Below are 24,459 nucleotides of genomic sequence, written 5' to 3' on the forward strand. Positions count from 1 at the left end.
CCCACCCCCGGCAGCGCGCCTGACCCTGACGCCGATGCGCCTGGCCCTTGCCATCCTGCTCCAACACCCTCAATTGCACGCCGACGCGGCGGCCGTACCGGACCACTGGCGGGGCCTGTCCAGTCCAGGGACGAGGCTGCTCGACACGTTGCTCGAGACCCTCGTGAAACACCCCGGCCTGACACCCTCCGCGCTCCTCGAACGTTGGCGCGACAGCGACGCATGGCGCCACCTCAACCGCCTGAGCGACCCGACCTTGATCGGCCACATCCCGCCGGAGGGCCTCGCCGCGGAGTTGCATGGCGCGCTTCAGGCCCTCAATCGACAGGCGCGCGAACAGGCGGCGCAGCAGTTGTTCGCCAAGACCAGTCCGTCGCAATGGAGCGACGCGGACAAGGAGTTGATCCGCAAGGGCTTGATCCGGGAGCGATAATCCCGATGATAGGGATAACTGACAAAACATCGCACGAACTTGCTATACTTTTCAGTTTTCCACCCCACTGATCCCCCCGATTCCCAAGGTATCCCATGGATCAAGAACAGCAACAGTCGCAGCTGAAGCAGCTCATTGCCAAGGGCAAGGAGCAGGGGTTTCTGACCTATGCGGAGGTCAACGACCACCTGCCGCCCGGCATCGTCGAGCCTGAGCAGATCGAAGATATCGTGCGGATGATCAACGACATGGGGATCATGGTCCACGAGACCGCCCCGGACAGCATCGATCAGACCCTCAGCGACTCGGCGGTCTCGGACGATGACGCAGCGGAGGCGGCGGCAGCGGCGCTCGCGAGCGTCGACAGCGAATTCGGGCGCACGACCGATCCGGTGCGCATGTACATGCGCGAGATGGGCACCGTCGAGCTCCTGACCCGCGAGGGCGAATTGCAGATCGCCAAGCGCATCGAGGACGGACTCAACCAGGTCCTCACGGCCCTGTCGATCTATCCGCGCGCGATCGAAAAGCTGCTGGAGGTCTTCGAGCGGGTCGAGCGTGACGAGGTCCGTCTCGCTGACGTGATCTCCGGCTTCAACGACGGCGATGAGGCCCCCGAGGCGTCCCCGTCGACCGCGGCCGTGGAGGAACAGCCGCAGGCCGCCGCCGATGGCGACGATGCCGATGCCGATGGCGACGATGACGACGAGGGCGCCGTGCCCGACACCGGGCCGGACCCCGACGAGGTCGCGCGCCGGGTGCAACTGCTGCGCGAGCGCTATGCGGTGCTCAAGCAGCACCTCGAGCAGTTCGGGCGCGACGATCAGCGCTCGCGCGCGGCGATGAAGGAGGTCTCCGAGGTCTTCTTGCAGTTCAAGCTGGTCGCCAGCGTCTTCCAAGAGCTGGCCGAGATCCTGCGCGACACGATCGAGCGCATTCGCCACCAGGAAAAGGTCGTCATGACCGCCTGCGTCGACATGGCCGGCATGCCGCGCAAGGCCTTCATCGAGTCCTTCCCGGACAACGAGACCAACCCGGCCTGGCTCGACGACCTGCTCGCGAGCGGCCGGCCCTACGCCGCGCGGCTCACCGAGTCGGCGGGGGACATCCGCCGCGCGCAGCGCAAGCTCCAGGAACTGGAGCGCGAGAACGTCTTGACGATCAGCGAGATCAAGGAGGTCAACCGCAAGATGTCGATCGGCGAGGCCAAGGCCCGCCGGGCGAAGAAGGAGATGGTCGAGGCCAACCTGCGACTGGTCATCTCGATCGCCAAGAAGTACACCAATCGCGGCTTGCAGTTCCTCGACCTGATCCAGGAAGGCAACATCGGTCTGATGAAGGCGGTCGACAAGTTCGAATACCGCCGCGGGTACAAGTTCTCGACCTACGCCACCTGGTGGATCCGCCAGGCCATCACCCGCTCGATCGCGGACCAGGCCCGCACGATCCGCATCCCGGTGCACATGATCGAGACCATCAACAAGCTCAACCGCATCTCGCGCCAAATGGTCCAGGAGATGGGCCGCGAGGCGACCCCGGAAGAGCTCGCCGAACGGATGGAGATGCCCGAGGAGAAGGTGCGCAAGGTCCTCAAGATCGCCAAGGAACCGATCTCGATGGAGACGCCGATCGGCGACGACGAGGACTCCCACCTCGGCGACTTCATCGAGGACTCGGGTGTAATCTCGCCGATCGAGTCGGCGACGATGGAAGGCCTGCGCGAGGCGACCCAAAACATGCTCGCGAGCCTCACCTCGCGCGAGGCCAAGGTCCTGCGGATGCGCTTCGGCATCGACATGAACACCGACCACACCCTCGAAGAGGTCGGCAAGCAGTTCGACGTCACGCGCGAGCGGATCCGCCAGATCGAGGCCAAAGCCCTGCGCAAACTGCGCCACCCGACCCGCTCGGAGAAGCTCCGCAGCTTCCTCGACGCCGACTGACGCGGCGCGTCTGCTACACTTCGACCACCCGGGCGCACGCCCCATGCGCCCGCCGTCTTTCGCGGGCCGTTAGCTCAGCGGTTAGAGCAGGGGACTCATAATCCCTTGGTCCGGGGTTCAAATCCCTGACGGCCCACCAAGGAGAAGAAGGCCCAGGCGAGACATCGCCTGGGCCTTTTTCGTCGGCGTCGATCTGACGCCGATACCATGGATGCCTGCGGTGTCGCCGCGGCGGGGTGTCGCTGACCGGCGGATCAACCGCAGTTCTGGGCTTGCGGGTTGACGGAATCGGCCCCGGCCACGCCTGAACGGCGGCTCGGCGCAGCTATCACAGAACAAGCATACGGCATCATTCAAGGCACGCCCACGGCGCAGGCCTCGCCGACGCCGAGCCAGAAGCCCAGATTCTTGTCGAGGAACTCCGCCCACGGCATGTAGTGCGACCCGTCGCACGAAAAATTGAGCCCGACGATGCCGTTGAAGATGTTCAGCGATCCCGAGCGCAGATAGATGTTCTCGTCCATGAAGCGCAACGCGCGGAAGGTCTCCAGGACGTCCGGCACCCGCTCCAGCGGGACGGCGGCGTCGCCCGGATAGGGGCGCTGGGCATAGGCGAGGCAGATCCCCGGATCGGCCAGGTCCTCGTAGTCCAGGATACGGTAGCGATACGGATCGTCGAGGAACCACAGCGTGGCCCGAGAGCTGGAGAAGTGCAGCTTGCCGTGGAAGACGCCGTGGGCCGCGATGAGTTCCGCGAGCAGGTCGAGGATCTCGTCGATGCGCCGGTCCATGAGGCTCTCGACGCGCTGCTGTTGGAAGAGCCCCCCGCGGATCGCCGGGTCGCCCTTGAGCTGCAACCATTGCTCGGGTTGCTCGTAGAGTGGCCGGGTCAATGGCAGGTCGCGCAGGTCGAAATCGGCGCCGAGGAAACCGAGCGGGCGGGCCGCCGCGTCGTCGTCGCCGATGCGCTGGACCGCGGTGAGCGATGGCCGGCGTGCGTTGCGGCTGATGTAGGCCGGCGAGAGGGCGAAGCGCGCGCCACCGAGCGCGTCGGCGAGATACGGACGCGCGCTACGGTCGCGGCCGAAGTGCTCGGGCAGGAGGCCCTGCGCCGAGACGTTGGACGTGATCTGGCGCGCCTCGGCATCCAGGACATAGAGGTACTTGCAGGAGGGCAGGCTCGGCAGCGCCGCGACCAGGAGCGACTCGAGCGCGCGGCGGTCCGGCCACACGGCACGACAGGGCGCGGCCAACCGCTCCAAGGCGCTCGCGAGTTGCCCCTGCAATAGGATCCGCTGCCGTGCGACGGCGGTCTTCAGTGCATCGCTCATCGACCGAGGTCCCCGGGTCGAGCCGGCGGCGCGGCCAGCGCGCGGTAGTCCCGAGCCGGCCCTGTCAGCGGATCATCGCCGGTTGGTCCTTCTCCAGGTAGGCCTCCTCCTCGGGCGTCAGTTCGACCTTGTCGAAGCCGGTGACCATCGGCCGCACGTGCTCCCAGAAGGAGTGTCCGGTCGTAAGCATGTAGATGTGGATCAAGGCGAACACGAGGATCGCGAAGGCGGCCCCGGTATGGATCAGGGCGATCCATTCGAGGATCTCGCTCGAGAACGGAAAGCCCCGCCAGAGGAAGTAGAGCAGGTAGGCGATGCCGGTGATCCAGATCAGCGGGAACAGCACGATCTTGAGCATCAGATAGGCCAACGCCTGCAGCGGATTGTGCTTGCGCCAGTAGGCCTTGCGGTAGGGATGCCGCTCGCCCTTGAAGATACCGTAACTGTAGAAGCGCAGCACCCTCCAGAGGCCACGACCGGTCGGCAGGAAGTGCCGCCAGGTCTCGGTCGTGAACAGCCAGAAGACGCTGAAGAGCCAGAGGATCAGCAAGGCGAAGGCCGAGAAGGTGTGCAGGGTGACGGCGACCCGGAAGTCGAGCAGGTTGTGAAAACCGTGCAGGCCGAAGCCGGTGAACATCAGTAGCACGATCAGGACCATCTGCCCCCAGTGCCAGAAGCGCTCGAAGCGCCCGAAGATCAAGACCTCACGCGTGGCCATCGTGCGAATCTCCCCTGTTGGTGAAGCGGCGGATGAGGGCGTGGCCCAGGATAGTGATCAGGGTGGCCAGCACCGCGAGGAGGCCGACATTGTCGAGCCAGCGGCTGTGATCGCGCCCGGGTAGATAGATATCGCCCAGCCCATCGAGGCGCCCGTCCGCGGCGTGGCAATCGCGGCACGCGAGGGCCTGTTCCTTCGGCGCGACCATGTGGGTGATGGGCCACCAGGAGATGGTCTCCGCGTAGCCATAGTCACCGGAATAGTCCAGGCCGAAATCCTTCATGCCCTTTTCGATCGCAACGCCCATGTCGTAGCCACCCCAATAGGCCGCCTCGTCCTCGCCCCAGAGGTGGGCGTAGACCAGGGTGCCGTTGCCTTCGTCGACCGGCATCCAGGTACGCATGCGCTTGAAGGGCCAGATCCGCGAGTCCAGATCGTGCCGGGAACCCGTGAAGCTATTGATCTCGATCGGCTGCGCATCGAGATCGAAGCGGGTGTGGATGGTCGTGTAGCGCATCTGGCCGTCGAACCAGGCATATTCGGGCACCAGATCCTCGCCATAGGTGAAGTTGCCCTTGATCGACTTGTAGACGTAGCGGTCCTCGCCGTTACCCTGGATGTAGCCGTGCTCGTGATAACCCTCGCCGTCGCGGGTCTTGCCGGCCGTGCGCCAGTCCCACTCGACCATCGTGGCCACGCCGCCGCGGGCGAACTCGGGGATGTGGCAGGTCTGACAGGCGATGCTGGCGATGTGGTCGTTGAGCTTGAAGTTCGCCACCGAGTTGACCGGGTGCGGCGAGAGCCCGTGGCAGGACTCGCAGGTGGCCACGTCGCGCCGCTCGCCGGGCTTGCCGGTACCTTCAGTGTCCTTGGCGATGACGTCGTAGCGGCTGCCGGCCCACAGGTGGCGCTTGGTCAGGTGGCAGGCGGTGCAGGCGAAGTTGAGCCCGTCCTTGTCCATGTGCACGTCGAGTTCGCGCGGCGGATCGATGAGCGCCGTGGAGAGGTCGCCGTGCTTGACGTTGTCCCCACCGCCACCGTTGAAGTGGCATTTTCCGCAGTTCGCGCGCCGCGGCAGACCGACGTTCCGGGCGACATAGGTCAGATCGAGCGGCGGCAGGTCCTCGAACATGACCGCACAGGCGGGATGCCCCCCGCTATTCGGGGTCTTGTAGTAGGTGCCGGTATTGTCGTGGCAGACGAGACAATCGATGTTGGTCTCGTCGGTGAAATCGAAACTCTCGTCCTTCCAACCGTAGCCGGCGTGGCACTGGGCGCACATCCCCTCGTTGCCGCGGGCATTGGTGCAGAAGTTGTTGATCAGGTGCCGTTTGCCGAGCAGTTGCCCAGTGTCGCGATTGACGTACTCCCAGGTCCAGTGGATGTTCTTCATGAAATGCTGGCCGGCCTCGGTGTGGCAACTGAGGCACGCCTCGGTCACCGCCGGCCCGTCCGCGAAGGGCTGCTGCAGGACTTCGAACTTCGTGTGGTCGGCGGTGCCGCCAGTGAGGGGGCCAGAGACCTGGGGTGGCAAGGGCTCCGCCGGCGGCGGCGGGGCCGGGGCATGCTCGGCGGCGGCGAGGCCTCCCGACACGAGCCCTAGACACAGGCCAAGCAACAGAGTGGTCGTGAGACGTCGCATGGGTGGGTCGCTCCCGGTGGATCTTGACTTGGCTCGGAATCCGCTGTCCCAAGCTCGCTATTATCCGTTTCGCCCCGCCGCCTCGGACGGGGCTGCAGGCGAGCATAGTCCCGTCACTTCTTGGGGTAAACCCCGGCGACGACTTGGACACTTGCCCAGGGCCGTCGGAATCGCCTCTCAGGTTGGCGTCTCGGCCTCGATCTCGCCCGGCGCCTTGCCTGGCGCCTTGAGCCGGACGTAGAGGCTGGCCGCCAGCAACAGCACATTGATGGTACCGACGACGACGAATGGGGCACGCGGATCGATGCCGTCGAACAGCCGTCCGCCGCTCGTCGTGATCAGCAGGATGCCGATCGCCCCGGCGATGTTGAAGGCACCGAGGACCGACCCGCGCTTCGCCACCGGCGCCTCCTGACCGATCAGCGACTGGGCGGCGAGGAACACGCTGATCTGGCCGATGCCGAGCAGGACGAAGAAGAAGACCCCATAGGAGGCGAGCGGGTTGTCGAGCAGGACGACGGCCAGATTGCCGATGGCACCGAAGGCCATACCGAGGGCTAGGGCGCTGACCCGATTGAGGCGGTCGATCAGGGGTCCGAGGATCGGCGCCCACACCAGGGCCGCGAGCTGGCTGATGACGAAGATGAAGGTGCCATGCTTGACTGCCTCGGCCGACTCCATCCCGACTGCGAGGCCGGCGGTCGTCCCCCAGAGGACGAGGAAGGTCGCATTGATGGACTGATCGCCGCGGGCGACGAAGGCCGCCCCATAGGCGAGCAGGATGCGGGGGTTGCGTGCCGCGGCGAAGCCGCTGACGAAGAGCTCCCTGAACGGCAGTCGCTCCTGGCGTGCGACTGGCGTACCGCCTTTGAGGCCGAGGGCGATGACCAGGGCCGAGACGGCCGCCAACCCCGCGATGATGGCATGGGTGAGGAAACCGGCCTGGGTGCCGCTCAAGCCCTGACCCGTGAAGACCTCCGGCAGCATCCCGAAGCCCTGGTTGATGAAGACGATGCCAAGCCCGTTGAGCAGCCCGACGACCGCGACCAGCTTGCCGCGCGAGCGCTCCGCCGGATAATCGGCCAACACAGTCGAGAGGCCGCCGGCGACGGCGACGATGCCGACGGCATAGATGGCGCGAAACAGGAAGAGTTCGCCGGTCGAGGTCGCGAGCGGGTAGAGGATGTAGGTCATCGCCAGCAGCAGGAAGCCGGCGACGTAGACGGGCCGGCGCCCGATGCGATCGATCAGCATCCCGGCCGGGACGAACAGCAGCAGCGCGACGATCTCGGTGAGGAAGACCAGGTCGCCGCTGATCCGGCCCTGCTCGGAGACCGCCACCTTCAGGTGCTCGTTGAGGATGTAGGTCTGCCCGACGGTGATGAAGGTCAGCAGCCCGATCGAGACGAAGGCGGCATAGAGGAAGGTCCAGGCGTTGGTCCGTGTGATCGATGGCGCGAAGTGGATCGGCCCGATCTTCTCCGGCGGCGGTTCGTGTGACATGGCGCGACAGGGTCCCTGATGACGACCGTGGCAATAGGCCCGAGGGCGCCTAATATAGAGGAAACGGCCGTGAACGCCAGGGGCATCGGGCGCGCCCCGAGGCATCTCGGCCGCGAGGCACGCCACCCCCGTCGCCCCGCGACGGCCGATCCCGACCGCCAACCCGCACGCCCCGAGGAGAAACAGGATGCGCACGCTCGTCTTCGGTGCCACCGGCTACATCGGCTCGAACCTGGTCCCCTACCTCCTCGCCCGCGGGATCCCGGTGCGCGCCGCCGCGCGCAACGCCGAGGTCTTGGCGGGGCGCGGTTGGCAGGGCGTCGAACTGGTCGCCGCCGACGCGCTCGAGCCCGAGACCCTGCCGGCGGCGCTCGCCGACGTCGACATCGCCTACTACCTGGTCCACTCGATGGCCGCGGGGCGCGACTTCGGCCGGCTCGACCTGGTGGCGGCCGACCACTTCGCCCGGGCCGCCGCCGAGGCCGGCGTCGGGCGCATCGTCTACCTCGGCGGCCTGGTGCCGCCCGACGCCAGCTCCGAACACCTGGTGTCGCGCCGCGACACGGGCGCGCGGCTGCGCCTCGGCGCGGTGCCGGTCACCGAGATCCGCGCCGGCATCATCGTCGGGCCGGGCTCGGCCGCCTTCGAGGTGATGCGTGATCTGGTCAACCATTTGCCGTTGATGATCACGCCACGCTGGGTCGACTCGAAGGCCCCGCCGATCGCGCTCGACAACCTGCTCGAATACCTGGTGCGCCTGCCCCAGCGGCCCGAGACGGCCGGTGGGATCTACGACGTCGGCGGCCCCGAGATGTTGACCTACGGCGAGATGATGCGCACGCTGGCCAAGATCCTCGGCCGCCCGCTGGTCATCATCCCGGTGCCGGTGCTCACGCCCGGTCTGTCGGCCAAGTGGCTGCGGCTCGTCACCTCGGTGCCGACCAACATCGCCCGCGCCCTGATCGAGGGTCTGGCCCACGACATCGTCGCCGACGACGCCGCCGCGCGCGCCCTGGTGCCGCAGCGGCTGCTCGACTTCCGCGCCGCCGTCGCGGCGACGCTCGCCGCCGAGCGGGCCAACGCCGTCGCCTCGCGCTGGACCGAGGGCGCCCTGATGTTCCGCGACTACCGCCCAGACTTCGCCTTCTACGCCAAACGGGTCGGCGGCAGCGCCACGGCCCAGGCCCCGATCGAGGCAGTCTGGGATCAGGTCGCACGGATCGGCGGGCCGCGTGGGTACTACTATCTCGACTGGCTCTGGCGCAGCCGCGAGGTCCTCGACTGGCTCCTCGGCGGTCCGGGCCTGCGCCGGGGGCGTCGCCACCCGAGCGAGCTGCGCGTCGGCGACATGATCGACTCCTGGCGGGTCGTCGCGATGGACCCGCCGCGGCGCCTCACGCTGCGCTTCGGGATGCGCGCCCCGGGGGCCGGGGTCCTCGAATTCGCGCTGGAGCCGCTCGCCGCCGGGCAGACGCGGATCACGGCCACCAGCTACTGGCACCCGGCCGGCGTCTGGGGGCTCCTCTACTGGCATGCGCTGGCGCCGCTGCACCGACTGGTCTTCGATGGCCTGCCCCGGCGGATCGCCGAACTGGCCGAGGCGGCCACCCGGACGGCCCCGCCGCGCGACTGAGCGGCGCGCCCCGAGCCTCGGCGCGAGCCCGTCCGACCCTGCGGAGGTCGTTCACCCGTGTCCACACGCAAGGTCGCCTTCCCGCCGATCGTCGGCGGCCGCCCCCGGACCCTGATCCTCGGCTCGATGCCGGGCGAGGCCTCGCTGCGCCGCGGGCAGTACTATGGCCATCCCCGCAACGCCTTCTGGCCGATCATGACGGCCTTGCTCGGGATCGACCCCGCGACCGACTACGCCGAGCGCACGACGGCCCTGGTCGCCGCCGGCATCGCCCTCTGGGACGTGATGGCCGAGTGCGAGCGCATCGGCAGCCTGGACACGGCGATCCGCCCGGCGAGCATCCGCGTCAACGACTTCCAGGCCCTCTTCGACGCCTGTCCCGACATCGACCTGGTCGCCTTCAACGGCGGGACCGCCGAACGCGAGTACCACAGGCGGGTGCGCCCCGGCCTGAGCCCCACGGCCCGCGCGATCGCGACCTGCCGCCTGCCCTCGACCAGCCCGGCCCATGCTGGGATGTCGTCGGGCGACAAGGCCCGCGCCTGGCATGCCGTGCTCGCCGGACGGCTCGCGCAGATCGCGAGTTGAGGATACTGCCCCGCTAGGGGATCATGTCGCATCCATTCGGCGACGACCACCGTCACTCGAATCCCCGGCGAAGGGGCGACCGCCGTTTTCGGGATCCTTCCTCGACCCGTCACAGGAGGAGCGTCGATGCAGCAGCACAAAGGGACCGCCACGGGCGACGCCGAGCCCGGCGCCCGACCCGCGCCCGACGACCAGTTCGACCCCACGGCCATGCCGATCTGGGCGTCGCCGTCGGCCGAACCGGACGACGGCCCGGCCGACACCGCGACCCGCGGCCTCGCCGCAGGCGTCGCGGCCCTGCATGCGCGCCTGGATGAGATCGAGCGCTCGCTGATCGAGCGTATCGCCGATGTCGACGACGACCGGCGTCGCACGGCGGTGCTGCTGCAACGGGCCCGCCAGGGCCAAGACGAGGAGGTCGCCGCGCGCCTGCATCGGCAGGCGAGCGCGACCCGCTGGGCGATGCTCGGCCTCGCGGCCTTCGTGATCCTCGCCCTGGCCTTCGTCTATTGGGACCGACCGCCGGCGGGCGCGCCGCTCCAGGCCGAGCGCGAAGGCGTTCAGGCCGAGGACCTCGCCGCCATCGAGGCGCGCCTGGCCGCGCTGAGCACGACGGTCGCCGACCTCGGCGATCAGCCGCGGCCCGCGGCCGCCGCCGAGGTCGCGGATCTGAGCGCCGCCCTCGCACGACTCGAAGAAGACCAGCGGCGCCTCGCCGGCGAGGTTGCCGCGCTGCGCGAGCGCCTCGCCGAGCGCACGACCGCGACCAAGTCAGCGCCGGCCGGCAACGCCGCCGATACGACGCCCGCCACCGCTGCGCCATCGCCGGCGAACGAACCACCCTCGGAGCGGGCCTCGGAGCGGACCACGCCGCCGGCCGCTCCGAGCGAGCCCCGATCCGGGCCGGACGAGGCCGAGCCCGCCACGAGCGGGCAGCCAGGCGCAGAGGTACCATCGGCCACGGGCGATACCGGCCATGACCTCGTCCGCATCGCCGATCGGCCGTACGCCCTCCAGCTCGTCGGCTACTTCGACCGCGACCAGCTATTCGCCTTCGCCGCCCGCGACGACCTCCCCGCGTCCGTCTTCTATCGCGAGGAGACGCACCAAGACCGGCCTTGGTTCGTGGTGATCCACAGCCTGTATCCGAGTTACGGCGATGCCGTGGCGGCCCGCGCGGACCTGCCGGCGGAATTGCTAGCACTCGATCCGCTCGTGCGCCGCTTGCCTGCGGGCACGGAGATCATGCGACTGGGGCCGTGAGGGACTGCACGGACGCTAGCGAGATACCTGACCGGCGGATGATCGCCGGCCGCAGGGCGCGGCCTCGACCCGCCGCTCGGGCGCCCGATCGGCGTCGATCGAGGCATCCTCCGAGCCCCCCGCTGCGCTGTCGACGCGGCGGGTCACCCGCTCGGGGGGGAAACGACAGGTGAAGGTGCTGCCCTCGCCCGGCTCGCTCGCGATCAGCAGCTGGGCGTTGTGGCGATTGAGCACGTGCTTGACGATGGCGAGCCCCAGCCCGGTGCCGCCGGAGAGCCGCGAGCGCGCCTTGTCGACGCGGTAGAACCGCTCGGTGAGGCGCGGCAGGTGTTCGGGCTCGATGCCCTCGCCGTCGTCCTCGACGGCGAAGAAAGGGCCGTCGGCGTCGCGTTGCCAGGCGATGCGGATTCGGCTGCCGGCGGGGGTGTGTTTGACGGCGTTGAAGATCAGGTTCGAGAAGGCGCTGCGCAGCTCGACCTGGTGGCCGGCGACCAGCAGATCCCGGTCGATCTCGGCGGTGAAGTGATGCGACCCCTCGCTCAGGGCCTGGGCCTCGTGCAGGATGTGGTGCAGCTCGGCCCAGACGTCGACGGCCTGCGGCTGGCCGGTCTGGTCGACCATATCGAGACGCGAGAGCATCAACAGGTCCTCGATGATCGAACGCATCCGCTCGGACTGGTTGCGCATCAGGTTCAGCGGGCGTCGGTGGCCCTCCGGGGTCTGCGGCGAGTCGGCGAGGGTCTCGAGGAAGCCGGCGATGACGGTCAGCGGCGTACGCAATTCGTGCGAGGCGTTGGCGACGAAGTCGCGCCGGATCATGTTCAGGTGGTAGATCTTCGTGATGTCGCGTGCGACGACGAGGCGCTGGCGCTTGCGCTCGCCGAACGGGGTGATGCGCAATGACAGCATGAGCGCCCGATTGTGGGCCGGGGCCAGGTCCATCGGGCGCATGTATTCACCGGCATCGATGAGTGCGTGCAGCTCGGGGTGACGCAGGATCTCGGTCAGCGGGCGCCCGTCGTCATTCGGCCAGTGGACGTCCATCAGCGGACCAGCGGACGGATTGGCCCACTCGATGCGCTTGTGCTTGTCGAGGATCACGAGGGCATCCGGCACCGAGTTGGCGGCCTCGCGGAAGCGACGCCCGAAGCGCACCTGGCGCTTGCGCCGCTTGCGGCGCCGTTGCTGGTATTGGGCGATGGTGCGGTAGATCTCGCCCCACAGGCCGGGCGGGAACGGCGGTGCCAGCCGGTGCTGGCGGCGGCTCAGGACCGTGAGACGCACCAACTGCGCGAGGTGCCAACCGATGTAGGGCAGGAGCAGCAGGGGCCAGACCCATGGGCCGCCGAACCCGAGCAGCGCCATCGCCGACGCGGCGGCGAGCACACCGCCGAACAGCCCCGCCTCGAAGAGCAGCGGCCGGCGCAGGGCGCGGAAGGTGCGCCCGGGGGCCGTCGCCGACAGGCCGAACCATCGCGACGAGGTACCGCTCCCACGCAAAGGACTCGCCTTCATCCCGCAGTCCTCGCGAACGCCGCGGACGCGGCGGCCGTTCCGCGGCGACCGGCGTCGCTCCGCAGTGCACCAGTGCAGGGGGAACGTTGCGTCGCGCTACTTGTCCGAGAAGCGGTAGCCGACGCCACGCACGGTCTGCAGCAGCCGGTCATGGCCGGTCTCTTCGAGCGCCTTGCGCAGGCGGCGGACATGGACATCGACGGTGCGCTCCTCGACGTAGACCTGGTCGCCCCAGACCTGATCGAGGAGTTGGGAGCGACTGAAGGCCCGATCGGCATGGGTCATGAAGAAGTGCAGCAGGCGGTACTCGGTCGGCGCGATCTCGATGGGGCGACCACCGGCGCTGACCCTGTGGCTGATATTGTCGATGCGCAGACCGGAGATCTCGACATGGTCGGCGACCTCATCGGCCTTGGCCCGGCGCAGGACGGCATTGACGCGGGCGACCAGTTCACGGGGCGAGAAGGGCTTGGAGATGTAGTCGTCGGCCCCCGTATTGAGGCCCTTGACGCGATCCTCCTCCTCGCCGCGGGCACTAACCATGATGACCGGCAGATTGCGGTTTTTCGGGCTCTGCTTGAGTTGCTGCGCCAGCTCCAGCCCGGAGCGACCGGGCAGCATCCAGTCGAGCAGCAGCAGGTCCGGCGCTTCCGTCGCAAGGAGCTTGCGGGCCTCATCGGCGTGTCCGGCCTCCAGGACATGGAAGTCGGCCTCCTCGAGGGCGAAGCGGATCACCTCGCGGATATCGGGCTCATCGTCGACGATCAGGATGGTGGCCATAGTCTCGGAAACTCATGTCTGTTTCGCACGATCGGGTTGCCGCACATTTTATTTACGACCAATGACGGACAGGTTACGGCGTCCGCTGGCCGGTAAGCGGACCGTCATCCGACACTGGTAGGCTCATGGGGACCTCGAGAGGTCGCCGGCCGGACACTTGTTCGAGTCGCAACGCGAGTGCGATGCCCCCTTCGCCTCGTTCTCCATCGCTGGCGCGGCTGAAAGGGGTAGGGCATCCCGGCCCCGCGCTGGCACCTGGGACTCTCGAAGGTGCCCTCATCGAGGCAGGCGCCGGGACGGCGTCCGCCCCGTTCACTCATCAGGAGACCATCCCCGGTGTCGGCCTTCAGTCTCAGGTTTCTCGGCGTCGGCAACGCGCTGGCATCGACCCTCGGCACGTCCGCCGCCGTGCTCGAGGTCGAGGGCCGTCCCAGTCTGCTGATCGACTGCGGTCCGGGCACGATCGACGCCTATCTCGGCACCTACGGCGCCCTGCCCGAGGCCCTCTTCGTCACCCACACCCATCTGGATCACATCGGCGGCCTCGAGGGGCTCTTCTACCGCCTGGCAACCGGACTCGCCCCAGTGCACGGCGCCGCCCCGCGCCTGTTCTGCCCGGTACCGCTGGTCGCGATCCTGCAACAGCGCCTCGCTGACTATCCGAGCATCCTAGCCGAAGGGGGCCGCAACTTCTGGGATGCCTTCCAGCTGATCCCCGTCTCGGCCCAGTTCTGGCACGAACGGCTCCTGTTTCGCGTCTTCCCGGTCCGCCACCACGACTTCCTCACCGCCTTCGGGCTCGCACTGCCGGGACGCTTCCTCTACACCGGCGACACCCGGCCGATCCCCGAGGTGTTGTGCCGCTACGCGTGCCACGGCGAACGGATCTTCCACGACTGCGCGAACGCCCGCAGCCCGTCGCATACCGGCATCGAGGACCTCCCGCTGGAGTACCAGCCCGAGCAGCGGCGCCGATTGATCCTCTATCACTACGAGTCGGAAGAGGCCGGTCGACGCATCGAGGAGCACGGCTACCGGATCGCCCGCCGCGGCGAGGTCTTCGACCTGGCCGCACCAGACGATGCCACGCCCGGCGAGCGTGTCCGCGGCGGCGAAACGGTCGTTCGCCTGGAGGCAGCCGGCTGAGCCGGCGCACACTGGCCGGCGGCAAGGCGTATCATAGCCCGACGGCGAACGCTAAGAACGGCGAAGGAGAGGCTATGGCAGAGCGGGACGAGGGGCGGCGGCAGGTCTTTCGAGGGCGCATCGTCGATGTCGGCATCGAGGCGGTGACGCTGCCCAATGGCCGCCGGGTCGAGCTGGAGATCATCGAGCACCCGGGTGGGGCCGCCGCCGTCGCGCTCGATGCGGACCGGCGGGTCTGCCTGCTGCGCCAGTATCGCCACGCCGCGGGGGGCTGGCTCTGGGAGCTGCCGGCCGGCAAGATCGACCCTGGCGAAACACCCTTCACCACGGCGCGGCGTGAACTCGCCGAGGAGGCCGGCGTGAGCGCCGAGGAGTGGTCCGACCTGGGCCTCATTCACAGTTCACCCGGGGTCTTCACCGAGGTCGTCCATCTCTACGCGGCCCGGCGCCTGCGACGTTCCGACCATGCGCACGACGCCGACGAGCTGATCGAGATCCATTGGATCACGCTCGACGAGGCGCTCGAATGGTGCCGCACGGGCCGGATCACGGACGCCAAGACGCTGACCGGCCTCTTCCTGGCGGCCGCTCAGGGGGCGTAGGCGGCGGCCTGGGCCTTCATCTTGCCGACGATGGCATAGACGCCGACGTGGCGGTTGGGGCTCAAGTGCTCGTCGAGATGCAGACCGGTGAACAACTCGTCGACGTCGAGATCCTCGATCTCGACCGGGGTCTTGTCCGAGAAGAGCTCGACCAGGAGTGCCACGACCCCCTTGATGATCGCAGTATCGCAATCGCCGCTATAGCGGATACGCCCGTCGCCGACCGGATGCGCGGCGACATGGACCAGACTCATGCACTCTTTCACGCGGTTGGCGTCCGCCTGATCGGCGGTGTCCATCGCCGGCAACCGCTCGCCGAGCTCGACCAGATATTGGTAGCGCGCCTCCCAGTCCCCGAGCAGATCGAAGGTCTCGACGATGTCCTCGATCTGCGCCTGCGCGAGGGCCTCAGACATTGAAGGACTCGCCGCAGCCACAGGCATCCTTGACCTTCGGGTTGTGGAATTCGAAGCCCTTGTTGAGCAGGCTGGAGCGGACGAAGTCGATCTCGGTGCCGTCGATCCGCGCGAGACTCGCCGGGTCGACGACGACCTTGATGCCATGGCTCTCGAAGACGGCGTCATCGCCGCCTACCTCGTCGGCATAGTCGACCTCGTAGGCGAAGCCGCTGCAACCAGCCTTCTTCGTGCCGACGCGCAGGCCCATCCCCTGGCCGCGCTTGGCGATCATGCCGGCGACATGCTCCGCCGCCGCCTCGGTCAATGTCACTGCCATCGCGATTCCTCTCCAATCGACCCTTAACGCCAGGAACCCCTGGTCACCCCCGAGATAGCCGCCCCGCCGGACCATTTCAAGCGCCGGGTCCGGATTCGCCCGCGGCGCACCGACGCCCGGTCGACTCTGCGATAGACTAGCGCCTCCCTCCCCTCCCGTCACCGCCCGCACAGGAGCAGCAATGGACCTGACCGCGATCATCGTCACCATCCTGGCCCTGGTCGTTCTGATCTACGGCGTGCTGATCTACAACAATCTCGTGCGTTTGAAGCACGATGTCGCCCGTTCCTGGTCAAATATCGATGTCGCACTGAAGCAACGCCACGACGAACTCCCCAAGCTCGTCGAGGTCTGCAAGCGCTACATGGGCTATGAGCAGGAGACGTTGGAGCGGGTCATCCGGGCACGCGGGGCCGTCTTCGAGGCCCGCTCGCGGGGCGACGTCGCGGGTCTCGGGACGGCCGAGACCGCTCTGCGCGCCGGCCTCGGCCAGCTCTTCGCGCTCGCCGAGAACTACCCGGCACTCAAGGCTGACGAGGCCTTCAAGCACCTCTCGACGCGGATCTCGCAGCTCGAAGAGGCGATCGCCGACCGGCGCGAGCTCTACAACGACGGGGTCAATCTCAACAACGTCCGCATCGAGCAGTTCCCTGACGCCCTGGTCGCGCGCGCCTTCGGCTTCAAGGCCTTCGAGCTGCTCGAGTTTGCCGAGGCCCGTGCCGATGTCGATCTCGCCAAGCTGTTCGGATGATCGAGGACCTTCGACAGGCCGCGATCGAGGCCGACCCCGAGGGCTTCTGGTCATTCGCGCTCATCGTCTCGGTCATCGCCGTCATTGCCCTCTATCAGGGACTGAACGCCTTCTGGCGGCTGCGCCTGGTCCTCGACACGCCGCGCGCCCGGATCCGCTCCGCCCCTCAGGGCTATGTCGAGCTCTGCGGTCGCGCCGCCAGTCACCACGCCCCCCTCGTCGGGCCGCTGACGGGGCTGCCCTGCGTCTGGTACCGCTACCGGGTGCAGAAGGAGCAGCGCAGCGGCCGCAACAGCCGCTGGGTCACGGTCGATCAGGGCACCTCGGAGGAACCCTTTCTCATCGATGACGGGACCGGCCGCTGCCTGGTCGAGCCAGCGGGGGCCGCGACGACCTGCCGCACGGTCGACCGCTGGCACGGGGCGCGGCGCGATACCCCCAAGCCGGCCCGTTCCAGCTGGTTCGCCAGCGGCCGATATCGCTTCACCGAGGAGCGCATCTTCGCCGGCGAGGAGACCTATGTGCTCGGGCGCCTCGAGACGCCAAGGCGCGGCACCGCCGAGCGGGACCGGCTGGTTCGCCACCTGCTCCGGACCTGGAAGCGGGATCCGGCCCGAATGGCGAAGCTGACGCGCCCCGCCGATGGACAGATCGACCTCGCCGCGTGGGAGGCGTTGCGTGAGCAGGCCCGCCGGATCGCCGAGCAAGCCGAGGCGCGGCTCGCCTCCGCGCCGACCCTGTCGCGGGTGACGCGATCGACCGACCCACGCCAGCCCTACCTGATCTCCACGCTCGGCGAACTCGCCCTGCTCGGTCGGTTGCGCTGGCAGGCACTCGGCGGCACCGCCGGCTTCATGCTGCTCGCCGGGGGCGTCGCCTTCGCCCTCACCGCTCGGCTCGCCCCCGGCGGGCTGGGTCTCTAACCCGGGAAACGGCGCCCGACGGATCCGAGATGGGTTCAACCCAAGAGCGACAGTTGGACGGTGCCGGAGGTGCGCCGCGCGGGGCCTCCGGCAAGGCACAAGGCGGCGCAATCGCCAAGCGATTGCCACGACTCGTAACACCGCCGGGCGTCGCGCGCGACGTGCATCGGGCGCCGTAGCGCCCTTCACCGAGCGGGTGAGCCGGTCCCACGTAAGGCCTCTTTGCGATTATTTTCAGCGACTTCAATCCATCCTGAAGCGGTCAACTGCCGCTCTTGGGTTCAACCTGCGGGCGCTATGATGCGCCTCGAGCCGCCTGCCTCCAGCCCGCCGCGCCTTGGCGACATGTCGCCCCGCTCGACGGCCCACCCATCGGTCCAGAGCGAAAGCGCGACTTCGTGACCTGGACACCCCGCACCACGCGGGCCAGCCTGCCGAGCGAGCCATGCCAGCACGCTCCTGGCCCGGCGGTGGCCGCAGCCCCATGGACAAACCGCGGACCACGTCCCCTCGTGACGCACATTGTTCGCTGACACGAGCCACTACGTCCTGGGCAAAGCGGCCGGCGGCCACGCTGGGATTCAGAACCAGGACTCCGGATAGTGGCGCCCGGGGGCCAGGTTGTTGACGAGCAGCGCGACCAGCAACATCAGGAGCGGCCCCAGGGCGGCCGGCACCAGCACAAAGAGGTAGCCGAGCGCGTGGACCTGATCCGAGCCGATCACGGCGATCAGCGCGGTGGCGCCGCCGGGCGGGTGCAGGGTGCGGGTCAGGTGCATCAGCGCGATCGCGGTCGAGACCGCGAGCGCCGCGGCCAGCCAGGGGATCGGGCCGAGCAGCAGCCAGGCCGAGACCCCGACGCACGCCGAAAGGACATGACCGCCGATCAGATTGCGCGGCTGCGCGAGCGGGCTGCGCGGCGCGCCGTAGAGCAAGACCGCCGAGGCGCCGAGCGAGCCGATCAGCAGCAGGGCATCGGTCTCGGCGAGCCAGATGCCATTCAGCCAGGCCACCAGGCCGATGCCGACCAGGCTGCCGAGCCAGGACCAGAAGACCTCGGCGTTGCCAACCCGCGGCGGTGCGCCGCGGCTGGCACCGCGCATCTTGGCCAGGTACCTGGCAAGGGCCTGCGCGGGCCGCTGGCCCGGGGGGCCGCCCGGCCTCATGCCCCGTCCTCGATGTGGCAGGCGTGCAGGAAATCCTTGCGCAGCAGCATCCCCCGCAGGCGCCCGGCGGCATCGACGACCGGCATCGTGCGGCCCGGATGGCGACGGAAGGCACGCATCATGGCCGTGAAGCCATCCTGCTCTCTGACCGTGATCGCGGGCGCTGTCATGACCTCGGTCACGGAACGCTGGCCGCAGTGCTCCTCGACGACCGGGATGTGCTCGACGGCGTCGAACAGCAGCTCCAGATAGGACCCCACTCCCAGACAGCGCAGCAGATCGGTCTCGGTGAGGATGCCGACGACCTGCCCCGCGTCATCGACGACCGGCAGGCTCTTGCAATCCTGCATGACCAGCGCTCGCGCCGCCTCACCGACCGGCATCTCTGACCGCAGCGGCGCTACTCCTATGCGCATCAGCGCGCCGGCGCTCACCTGCTGGAACAGGCGCTCGCTGGCATGGGCTCGGGCCAGTTGGTAAATGGCGCGAAAGTCCTCGGTGCTGATGTCGAGGTACCCCGGGATGCGGCGCATCGCATCGAGCACGTCCTCGTCGGTCAACTCCGTCTCCTGGGCGGACATTCAGTGTTCGCCCTTGGTGCGCAGCAGCCCGGCCAGGCGGTTGCCCTGCTTCTGCGGCCCACCGCGCGGGAACAGCCGGTGCAGGCCGCGGTTGCTGCCCTGCTCGCGGCCCCAGACCTCGCGGAAGTGGGCGATCATGTCGCGCACCGAGGCCTGCACGCCGTGACGGACATAGTAGGCCCGCAGATAGCGGATCAACTCCCAGTGCTCGGCGGTCAGGGCGAGGCCCTCCTCGGCGGCGAGCGCGCGGGCGAAGCCCTCCGACCAGTCCTGCGGGTCGACGAGATAGCCCTCGCTGTCGACCAGGACGGCCTGGTCGCCGACCTGAAGCCGCCGCGTGCTCATGCCGGGGTAGGCATTGCTGCCGCTCGGCAGCTCGCCAGGCCCGCCCTTGGAGTCCTGTTCCGGCTGGAGGATGGACCAGAGCTCGATCGGGATCTCACCGGCGAGGCGGCCATCGTAGCGCTGCAGGCCCGAGACCAGGACGCGCCCGCTGCCGGGCGGCCGATCGAAGCGGGCGACGCCATCGCGGTCGGTCAGGACCGGCGGCGTCGCGGCGCCATCGGCGTCGAACTCCAGCACCACGGGGGTGCGCTTCAACGGCTCGCGGGTCGCCTTCATCGAGACCTTGACTGAGATCATCTCGTACCCTCCTGTTCGCCAACCCCAAGGCCGCCTCGCCCCGGGGACACTCGTTCGAGCGCGGCCGTCCGACCGCCTCCGATTGGGATGAGAGTAAGACCGACATTAAATTCATACAAACGAAATTTATTTGATATTAATATCGCGCATAGCGATACAAAAAGGAGAGGGAATGGATGGACATCGACCAGGTCAAGACCTTCCTCGCGGTCGCCGCCCAGGGCAGCTTCCTCGAGGCGGCCGCGCGGCTGCACGTCACCCAGTCGACCGTCAGTGCCCGCATCCAGAGCCTGGAGCGGCAGTTCGGCGCGCGGCTGTTCGTGCGCAACCGCGCCGGCGCCAGCCTGACGAGCGCCGGCGAGCGCTTCCTGCGCCACGCCAAGACGCTGCTGCTGACCTACGAGCAGGCGCGCCATGAGGTCGGCCTCCCGAGCCGCTTCCGCGCCAGCCTGACGCTGGGCGCGCGCATCGCCCTGTGGGACACCCTGCTGCCGCGCTGGATCGGGCGCCTGCGCGAGCACCTACCCGACGTGTCGCTGAACACCGAGATCGGCTTCGAGGAGGACCTGATGCGCCGGGTCATCGCCGGCACGATGGATGTGGCGCTGATGTACAGCCCGCAGCAGGCCGCGGGCATCGAGGTGGAGTATCTGTTCGACGAGACCCTGATCCTGGTCGGCCCTGACCCGGACCGGCGCCAGCTGGACGACAGCTACGTCTACGTCGATTGGGGGCCGACCTTCTTCGCCCAGCACCGCAAGGTCTATCCTGGGTTCGAGCGCCCGGCGCAGACCGCCAACATCGGTTGGCTCGGCCTCCAGCTGATCCTGGCCAATGGCGGGACCTGCTTCGTGCCGGAACGGGTCGCGGCCTCCTATCTGGCCGGTGGTTGTCTCGAGCAGGTCACCGACAGCCCCAGCCTGCGGCTGCCGACCTATGTGGTCTATCCGTCGGAGGGGGCGCCGCCCGTGGTCGAGCGCGCGCTCGGGGAGTTGCGCGCGCTGATCACCAGTGTTCCGGGGGGCGCTGGCGCCACAACCTGACAAAAGACGATGGAGAAGCTCGCCACCGCATCAACACCCCAGTGCGGCATCGACTTCGCCTCGCCCGGGCCGGGACCTCATTGCACGGCCCGAGCCCCATTTCGAATTCGATCGAACAATCAGTCCTCTGGAGACGGCGACAGGTCGGAAGGCGGCAGCCGCAACAGGCGCTCGCTACGCCAAACGCGCACGATACGGACTCGCCCCCGATCAATGCGGTAGACGATCCGAAATGGCGGACGGATCAACTCGCGCAGGAAGGTCTGGCCAAACTCAGGAACGATGCGCCCCATGTCGGGATGATCCGAGAGGGGCTCGATTTGCTCGAGGAGATCAAGCAGGAGTCGCGCGCCGACTTCTGGAACCCCTTGCTCCTCGTACCATTCCCGAATGCCCTGCAAATCACCGAGAGCGGATTCGGAAAGCGTGACTCGAATCTCAACCATCCGTCTGGGACAAGCCGAGCCGAGATTTGGCCTCGGCAAGCGACACTTCCCGACCAGCATCCAGATCGGCGAGGCCGGCGACGACCGCTCGCATGAAGTCTCGCTCGTTCGCGTCTCGCTCGAAATCCGCCACTGACTGAACGACCGCCACCCCGCGACCCCGGCTCGTCAGCAGCACGGGACGATGGGTCTCGGTTGCCTGCCGCACGACACGCCCTGGATTGATCTTGAGGTCGGTCAAGGGCACCACGTCCTCGGACAACTTCACGCTCATGGGTTTCGATCTCCAGAATTCACTGGACCAGAACATAGCAGCTGTTTACGGACCTTCCAACGCGAACACAAGGGCAGGATCGAACCGCTGACGACCATCCGCGCGAAAGTCGGACCCGTTCCCTCCATAAGACCGAGAAGCCTCCTGGTCCTGCTCGGACATTGCCCGCTTGCCCGCGCCGCGCCGCGGCGGCCCAGCCCAGGCGTCGCCTGCACGGGTAGGAGCCCGCTTGCGGGCGACCCGGGGGCGCGGCCAATCGCCGGCAAGCCGGCTCCTACCTCGGGGAGCCGTGGCGGGTGAGGCGCGCCCGCACGGCGGTCTTCGAGAAGGAACGGGCTGGTGCGCACCGGAACCCGAAGTCCGCCTCGGTGGCAGCCGGTTGCCGGCTGTCTGGTCAGGCCCCGAGAGGCTAAACCGACGACGGCGCGGCGAATCGCTGCATGACCCGGTAGGGTGGGCAGAGGCACCACGGCGGATCCGTTCTGATCCGCCGGCGTCGCCTGCGCCGATGGCACGGCCCGTAGGTCGGGTGAGGCGCGCTGGCACGGCGGTTGGGGTAAAACAAAGGATGGCGCGCGCCGTAACCCGACAGGGGCTTCGGAGGGCGCCACGGTGTCGGCCGTCGGGTTACGCCCCCGCGGGGGGCTAACCCGACCTACGGGCCGCGGCGCCGTGCGAGGGCGCGGGGTTGGGCGCGCTGGCACGGCGGTCCTGGTTAAAACAAAGGATTGCACGCGCCGTAACCCGGCAGCGGCGTTACTCGGAGCCGCGTTGCCGGCTTTCGGGTTACGGCGCGCGGGGCTAACCGGGCCGCGTGTGCCGCGCGGTCATTGGCACGCCCGTGCGGGATGGGCCTCCGCGGCCGCCGTCTCGACCGCTGCGAGAGGCGAGCATTCGCCTGCGCACCACCCAGTCGAGGATCGACCGCCAACCCTTCACCCTCAGCGAAAAAGGCCGCAGAACGGATCAGCCCTGGCACAGGCACGAGGAGGCGTTGACAGGATGGCTCGGCGGCGCGGACCATTCTCCGTCTGCCCACCTGCCCTACCGAGCCGAGGCCCGAGGCCCCCCATGAGCGAAAAGTCGCACCTGATCATCTTCGATACCACGCTGCGCGATGGCGAACAGAGCCCCGGGGCCTCGATGACCCGCGAGGAGAAGGTGCGCATCGCCCGGGCCCTGGAGCGGCTGCGCGTCGATGTGATCGAGGCCGGCTTCCCGGCCGCGAGCCCCGGCGATGCGGCGGCGGTCAAGGCGGTCGCCGAGGCCGTGCGCGACAGCACCGTCTGCGGCCTGGCGCGGGCGCTGGAGAAGGACATCGACTGCGCCGGCGAGGCGCTGGCCGGCGCCGCGGCGCCGCGCATCCACACCTTTCTCGCGACCTCGCCGATCCACATGGAGAAGAAGCTGCGGATGACACCGGATCAGGTCGTCGCCCAGGCCGTGCACGCCGTGCGCTATGCGCGGCGCTACACCGACGACGTCGAGTTCTCGCCCGAGGACGCCGGGCGCTCGGAGCTCGACTTCCTGTGCCGGGTGATCGAGGAGGTCATCGCCGCCGGGGCGCGCACCGTGAACATCCCGGACACGGTCGGCTACAACATCCCCGAGCAGTTCGGCGGGCTCCTCGCCGCCCTCCTCGCGCGGGTGCCGAACGCCGACCAGGCGGTCTTCTCGGTGCACTGCCACAACGACCTCGGGCTCGCGGTGGCCAACTCGCTCGCCGCGGTGCGGGCCGGGGCGCGCCAGGTCGAGTGCACGATCAACGGCCTCGGCGAGCGTGCCGGCAATGCCGCGCTCGAGGAGATCGTCATGGCCGTGCGCACGCGCCAGGACCTCTTCGACTGCGACACCCGCCTCGACACGACCCAGATCGTGCCCTGCTCGCGCCTGGTCTCGAGCATTACGGGCTTCGCGATCCAGCCGAACAAGGCCGTGGTCGGGGCCAACGCCTTCGCCCACGAGTCGGGCATCCACCAGGACGGCGTCCTCAAGAACCGCGAGACCTACGAGATCATGCGCGCCGAGGACGTCGGCTGGGCGCAGAACCGCATGGTGCTCGGCAAGCACTCGGGGCGCAACGCCTTCCGCACCCGGCTCCAGGAGCTCGGCGTCGCCTTCGCCTCCGAGGAGGAACTCAACGCCGCCTTCGCCCGCTTCAAGGAGATCGCCGACAAGAAGCACGAGATCTTCGACGAGGACCTCCAGGCCCTGGTCACCGACACCACCCTCGAGGCCGCCAACGAGCGCATCAAGCTCGTCTCGCTGCGGGTCTGCTCGGAGACCGGCGAGACGCCGGTGGCCGATGTCGTGCTGCTCGTCGACGGCGCGGAGCGCGCCGGACAGGCCGACGGCGGCGGGCCGGTGGACGCGACCTTCCGCGCCATCGAGACCATCGTCGCCACCGGCGCGACGCTGCGGCTCTACTCGGTCAACAGCATCACGAGCGGCACCGATGCCCAGGGCGAGGTGACGGTGCGGCTCGAGCGCGGCGGGCGCATCGTCAACGGCCAGGGCGCGGACACGGACATCGTCATCGCCTCGGCCAAGGCCTACATCCACGCCTGCAACCGGCTCCTGCAGCCCGAGCAGCGCGCCCACCCGCAGACCGGCGACGTCTGAGGCACCGCGTTGGACGCCGAACGCCGCGACCGCTACCTGGCGGCGATGGGGGTGGCGCTGTGGCGCCGGCGCGATCGACCGGCGGCGCCAGTGGTCGCCGCCCCGGCGCGCGCCGAACGCCCGGCCGCACCGCCGCTGACGCCGCCGCCAGCCGCCATCGCGACACCGCCCGCCCCGGC

The 24,459-nt window shown here is 68.6% G+C and carries 24 protein-coding genes and 1 tRNA gene; 12 read left to right on the top strand and 13 right to left on the bottom strand.

What is annotated here, in order from left to right:
* From dnaG to CKO41_RS14780, 3 genes are all read left to right on the top strand, one after another.
* Positions 1–433 (top strand): DNA primase (dnaG, locus tag CKO41_RS14770; RefSeq protein WP_521963514.1); only part of this gene is annotated, 433 nt, incomplete at its 5' end.
* 95 nt (positions 434–528) lie between these two features.
* Positions 529–2,376 carry an RNA polymerase sigma factor RpoD gene (rpoD, locus tag CKO41_RS14775; RefSeq protein WP_200250751.1) on the top strand — a complete coding sequence of 616 codons (1,848 nt, stop codon included), beginning with the start codon at positions 529–531 and terminating at the stop codon, positions 2,374–2,376.
* Positions 2,377–2,439: 63 nt separating this feature from the next.
* A tRNA-Ile gene (locus CKO41_RS14780) sits at positions 2,440–2,515 on the top strand.
* A gap of 214 nt (positions 2,516–2,729) precedes the next feature.
* On the opposite strand, the gene CKO41_RS14785 is transcribed toward CKO41_RS14780, so the two are convergent.
* From CKO41_RS14785 to CKO41_RS14800, 4 genes are all read right to left on the bottom strand, one after another.
* A complete protein-coding gene (locus tag CKO41_RS14785) occupies positions 2,730–3,707 on the bottom strand; it encodes a PDC sensor domain-containing protein (RefSeq protein ID WP_200250748.1) in 978 nt (325 codons plus the stop codon).
* Positions 3,708–3,771: 64 nt separating this feature from the next.
* Positions 3,772–4,425: a cytochrome b/b6 domain-containing protein gene (locus CKO41_RS14790; RefSeq protein WP_200250746.1), complete on the bottom strand. Its 654-nt coding sequence runs from the start codon at positions 4,423–4,425 to the stop codon at positions 3,772–3,774.
* A complete protein-coding gene (locus CKO41_RS14795; protein WP_200250743.1) occupies positions 4,412–6,067 on the bottom strand; it encodes a tetrathionate reductase family octaheme c-type cytochrome in 1,656 nt (551 codons plus the stop codon). Before CKO41_RS14795 ends, CKO41_RS14790 begins: the two co-directional genes overlap by 14 nt.
* A gap of 177 nt (positions 6,068–6,244) precedes the next feature.
* Entirely contained in the window at positions 6,245–7,570 is a 1,326-nt protein-coding gene (locus CKO41_RS14800; protein WP_200382901.1) for an MFS transporter, read from the bottom strand.
* A gap of 187 nt (positions 7,571–7,757) precedes the next feature.
* Here CKO41_RS14800 and CKO41_RS14805 point away from each other — a divergent pair, with 187 nt between their 5' ends.
* The 3 genes from CKO41_RS14805 to CKO41_RS14815 all read left to right on the top strand — a co-directional run bounded on the left by CKO41_RS14805 (position 7,758) and on the right by CKO41_RS14815 (position 11,054).
* Positions 7,758–9,203 carry a DUF2867 domain-containing protein gene (locus CKO41_RS14805; RefSeq protein ID WP_200250740.1) on the top strand — a complete coding sequence of 482 codons (1,446 nt, stop codon included), beginning with the start codon at positions 7,758–7,760 and terminating at the stop codon, positions 9,201–9,203.
* A 57-nt stretch (positions 9,204–9,260) separates the two neighbouring features.
* A complete protein-coding gene (locus tag CKO41_RS14810) occupies positions 9,261–9,791 on the top strand; it encodes a DNA-deoxyinosine glycosylase (protein WP_200382902.1) in 531 nt (176 codons plus the stop codon).
* Positions 9,792–9,917: 126 nt separating this feature from the next.
* Entirely contained in the window at positions 9,918–11,054 is a 1,137-nt protein-coding gene (locus tag CKO41_RS14815) for an SPOR domain-containing protein (protein ID WP_200382903.1), read from the top strand.
* A gap of 15 nt (positions 11,055–11,069) precedes the next feature.
* On the opposite strand, the gene phoR is transcribed toward CKO41_RS14815, so the two are convergent.
* Both phoR and phoB read right to left on the bottom strand, forming a co-directional pair.
* Entirely contained in the window at positions 11,070–12,569 is a 1,500-nt protein-coding gene (gene phoR, locus CKO41_RS14820; RefSeq protein WP_200382904.1) for a phosphate regulon sensor histidine kinase PhoR, read from the bottom strand.
* Between the two features lie 96 nt (positions 12,570–12,665).
* The gene (gene phoB / locus CKO41_RS14825; RefSeq protein WP_200382905.1) at positions 12,666–13,349 is read right to left on the bottom strand and encodes a phosphate regulon transcriptional regulator PhoB; all 684 of its coding nucleotides are present in this window, start codon (positions 13,347–13,349) and stop codon (positions 12,666–12,668) included.
* A gap of 336 nt (positions 13,350–13,685) precedes the next feature.
* Here phoB and CKO41_RS14830 point away from each other — a divergent pair, with 336 nt between their 5' ends.
* Together CKO41_RS14830 and CKO41_RS14835 are read left to right on the top strand one after the other, a co-directional pair.
* A complete protein-coding gene (locus CKO41_RS14830; RefSeq protein WP_200382906.1) occupies positions 13,686–14,495 on the top strand; it encodes an MBL fold metallo-hydrolase in 810 nt (269 codons plus the stop codon).
* A 74-nt stretch (positions 14,496–14,569) separates the two neighbouring features.
* Positions 14,570–15,097, top strand: a complete 528-nt coding sequence (locus CKO41_RS14835) for an NUDIX hydrolase (RefSeq protein WP_200250733.1) — start codon at positions 14,570–14,572, stop codon at positions 15,095–15,097.
* Here CKO41_RS14835 and CKO41_RS14840 read toward each other — a convergent pair.
* Both CKO41_RS14840 and CKO41_RS14845 read right to left on the bottom strand, forming a co-directional pair.
* On the bottom strand, positions 15,085–15,513 hold the full coding sequence (locus CKO41_RS14840; protein ID WP_200250730.1) for a SufE family protein: 429 nt from the start codon (positions 15,511–15,513) through the stop codon (positions 15,085–15,087). The two genes, CKO41_RS14835 and CKO41_RS14840, sit on opposite strands and share 13 nt — an antisense overlap.
* Positions 15,506–15,832 carry a HesB/IscA family protein gene (locus CKO41_RS14845; protein ID WP_200382907.1) on the bottom strand — a complete coding sequence of 109 codons (327 nt, stop codon included), beginning with the start codon at positions 15,830–15,832 and terminating at the stop codon, positions 15,506–15,508. The genes CKO41_RS14840 and CKO41_RS14845 overlap by 8 nt, the downstream gene beginning before the upstream one ends.
* A 181-nt stretch (positions 15,833–16,013) precedes the next feature.
* Between CKO41_RS14845 and CKO41_RS14850 the strand changes: the two genes are divergently transcribed.
* Positions 16,014–16,583, top strand: a complete 570-nt coding sequence (locus tag CKO41_RS14850) for a LemA family protein (protein ID WP_200250725.1) — start codon at positions 16,014–16,016, stop codon at positions 16,581–16,583.
* Complete coding sequence (locus CKO41_RS14855; protein ID WP_200250721.1) at positions 16,580–17,506, top strand: GIDE domain-containing protein; 927 nt, start codon at positions 16,580–16,582, stop codon at positions 17,504–17,506. The genes CKO41_RS14850 and CKO41_RS14855 overlap by 4 nt, the downstream gene beginning before the upstream one ends.
* A 581-nt stretch (positions 17,507–18,087) precedes the next feature.
* Here the strand turns inward: CKO41_RS14855 and CKO41_RS14860 are convergent.
* From CKO41_RS14860 to CKO41_RS14870, 3 genes are read right to left on the bottom strand one after another with little or no spacing between them, the layout of a single operon-like run.
* Entirely contained in the window at positions 18,088–18,672 is a 585-nt protein-coding gene (locus tag CKO41_RS14860) for an HPP family protein (protein ID WP_200382908.1), read from the bottom strand.
* Positions 18,669–19,253, bottom strand: coding sequence for a CBS domain-containing protein (locus CKO41_RS14865; RefSeq protein WP_200382909.1), 585 nt, complete (start codon positions 19,251–19,253; stop codon positions 18,669–18,671). Before CKO41_RS14865 ends, CKO41_RS14860 begins: the two co-directional genes overlap by 4 nt.
* Positions 19,254–19,895: a TusE/DsrC/DsvC family sulfur relay protein gene (locus tag CKO41_RS14870; protein ID WP_200382910.1), complete on the bottom strand. Its 642-nt coding sequence runs from the start codon at positions 19,893–19,895 to the stop codon at positions 19,254–19,256. It lies immediately after the preceding gene.
* Between the two features lie 176 nt (positions 19,896–20,071).
* On the opposite strand from CKO41_RS14870, the gene CKO41_RS14875 reads away from it, so the two are divergent.
* Positions 20,072–20,938: a LysR family transcriptional regulator gene (locus CKO41_RS14875; RefSeq protein ID WP_200382911.1), complete on the top strand. Its 867-nt coding sequence runs from the start codon at positions 20,072–20,074 to the stop codon at positions 20,936–20,938.
* 119 nt (positions 20,939–21,057) lie between these two features.
* Here CKO41_RS14875 and CKO41_RS14880 read toward each other — a convergent pair whose 3' ends face one another.
* Entirely contained in the window at positions 21,058–21,384 is a 327-nt protein-coding gene (locus CKO41_RS14880; protein ID WP_200250715.1) for a type II toxin-antitoxin system RelE/ParE family toxin, read from the bottom strand.
* The gene (locus CKO41_RS14885; RefSeq protein WP_200250714.1) at positions 21,377–21,658 is read right to left on the bottom strand and encodes a type II toxin-antitoxin system Phd/YefM family antitoxin; all 282 of its coding nucleotides are present in this window, start codon (positions 21,656–21,658) and stop codon (positions 21,377–21,379) included. The genes CKO41_RS14880 and CKO41_RS14885 overlap by 8 nt, the downstream gene beginning before the upstream one ends.
* Positions 21,659–22,729: 1,071 nt before the next feature.
* Between CKO41_RS14885 and CKO41_RS14890 the strand changes: the two genes are divergently transcribed.
* A complete protein-coding gene (locus tag CKO41_RS14890) occupies positions 22,730–24,280 on the top strand; it encodes a 2-isopropylmalate synthase (protein ID WP_200382912.1) in 1,551 nt (516 codons plus the stop codon).
* Positions 24,281–24,459: the final 179 nt, after the last annotated feature.

Origin of the sequence: Thiococcus pfennigii, assembly GCF_016583835.1 — a bacterium.
GTDB classification, from domain to species: Bacteria; Pseudomonadota; Gammaproteobacteria; order Chromatiales; family Chromatiaceae; genus Thiococcus; species Thiococcus pfennigii.

Coding starts and splice junctions, on each gene's coding strand:
- CKO41_RS14785 (WP_200250748.1), bottom strand. CDS start 3,707: ATGAGCGATGCACTGAAGACCGCCGTCGCACGGCAGCGGATCCTATTG.
- CKO41_RS14890 (WP_200382912.1), top strand. CDS start 22,730: ATGAGCGAAAAGTCGCACCTGATCATCTTCGATACCACGCTGCGCGAT.
- CKO41_RS14875 (WP_200382911.1), top strand. CDS start 20,072: ATGGACATCGACCAGGTCAAGACCTTCCTCGCGGTCGCCGCCCAGGGC.
- CKO41_RS14860 (WP_200382908.1), bottom strand. CDS start 18,672: ATGAGGCCGGGCGGCCCCCCGGGCCAGCGGCCCGCGCAGGCCCTTGCC.
- CKO41_RS14800 (WP_200382901.1), bottom strand. CDS start 7,570: ATGTCACACGAACCGCCGCCGGAGAAGATCGGGCCGATCCACTTCGCG.
- phoR (WP_200382904.1), bottom strand. CDS start 12,569: ATGAAGGCGAGTCCTTTGCGTGGGAGCGGTACCTCGTCGCGATGGTTC.
- CKO41_RS14885 (WP_200250714.1), bottom strand. CDS start 21,658: ATGAGCGTGAAGTTGTCCGAGGACGTGGTGCCCTTGACCGACCTCAAG.
- CKO41_RS14790 (WP_200250746.1), bottom strand. CDS start 4,425: ATGGCCACGCGTGAGGTCTTGATCTTCGGGCGCTTCGAGCGCTTCTGG.
- CKO41_RS14835 (WP_200250733.1), top strand. CDS start 14,570: ATGGCAGAGCGGGACGAGGGGCGGCGGCAGGTCTTTCGAGGGCGCATC.
- CKO41_RS14815 (WP_200382903.1), top strand. CDS start 9,918: ATGCAGCAGCACAAAGGGACCGCCACGGGCGACGCCGAGCCCGGCGCC.
- phoB (WP_200382905.1), bottom strand. CDS start 13,349: ATGGCCACCATCCTGATCGTCGACGATGAGCCCGATATCCGCGAGGTG.
- CKO41_RS14805 (WP_200250740.1), top strand. CDS start 7,758: ATGCGCACGCTCGTCTTCGGTGCCACCGGCTACATCGGCTCGAACCTG.
- CKO41_RS14850 (WP_200250725.1), top strand. CDS start 16,014: ATGGACCTGACCGCGATCATCGTCACCATCCTGGCCCTGGTCGTTCTG.
- CKO41_RS14870 (WP_200382910.1), bottom strand. CDS start 19,895: ATGATCTCAGTCAAGGTCTCGATGAAGGCGACCCGCGAGCCGTTGAAG.
- CKO41_RS14840 (WP_200250730.1), bottom strand. CDS start 15,513: ATGTCTGAGGCCCTCGCGCAGGCGCAGATCGAGGACATCGTCGAGACC.
- CKO41_RS14855 (WP_200250721.1), top strand. CDS start 16,580: ATGATCGAGGACCTTCGACAGGCCGCGATCGAGGCCGACCCCGAGGGC.
- CKO41_RS14845 (WP_200382907.1), bottom strand. CDS start 15,832: ATGGCAGTGACATTGACCGAGGCGGCGGCGGAGCATGTCGCCGGCATG.
- CKO41_RS14795 (WP_200250743.1), bottom strand. CDS start 6,067: ATGCGACGTCTCACGACCACTCTGTTGCTTGGCCTGTGTCTAGGGCTC.
- CKO41_RS14865 (WP_200382909.1), bottom strand. CDS start 19,253: ATGTCCGCCCAGGAGACGGAGTTGACCGACGAGGACGTGCTCGATGCG.
- CKO41_RS14880 (WP_200250715.1), bottom strand. CDS start 21,384: ATGGTTGAGATTCGAGTCACGCTTTCCGAATCCGCTCTCGGTGATTTG.
- rpoD (WP_200250751.1), top strand. CDS start 529: ATGGATCAAGAACAGCAACAGTCGCAGCTGAAGCAGCTCATTGCCAAG.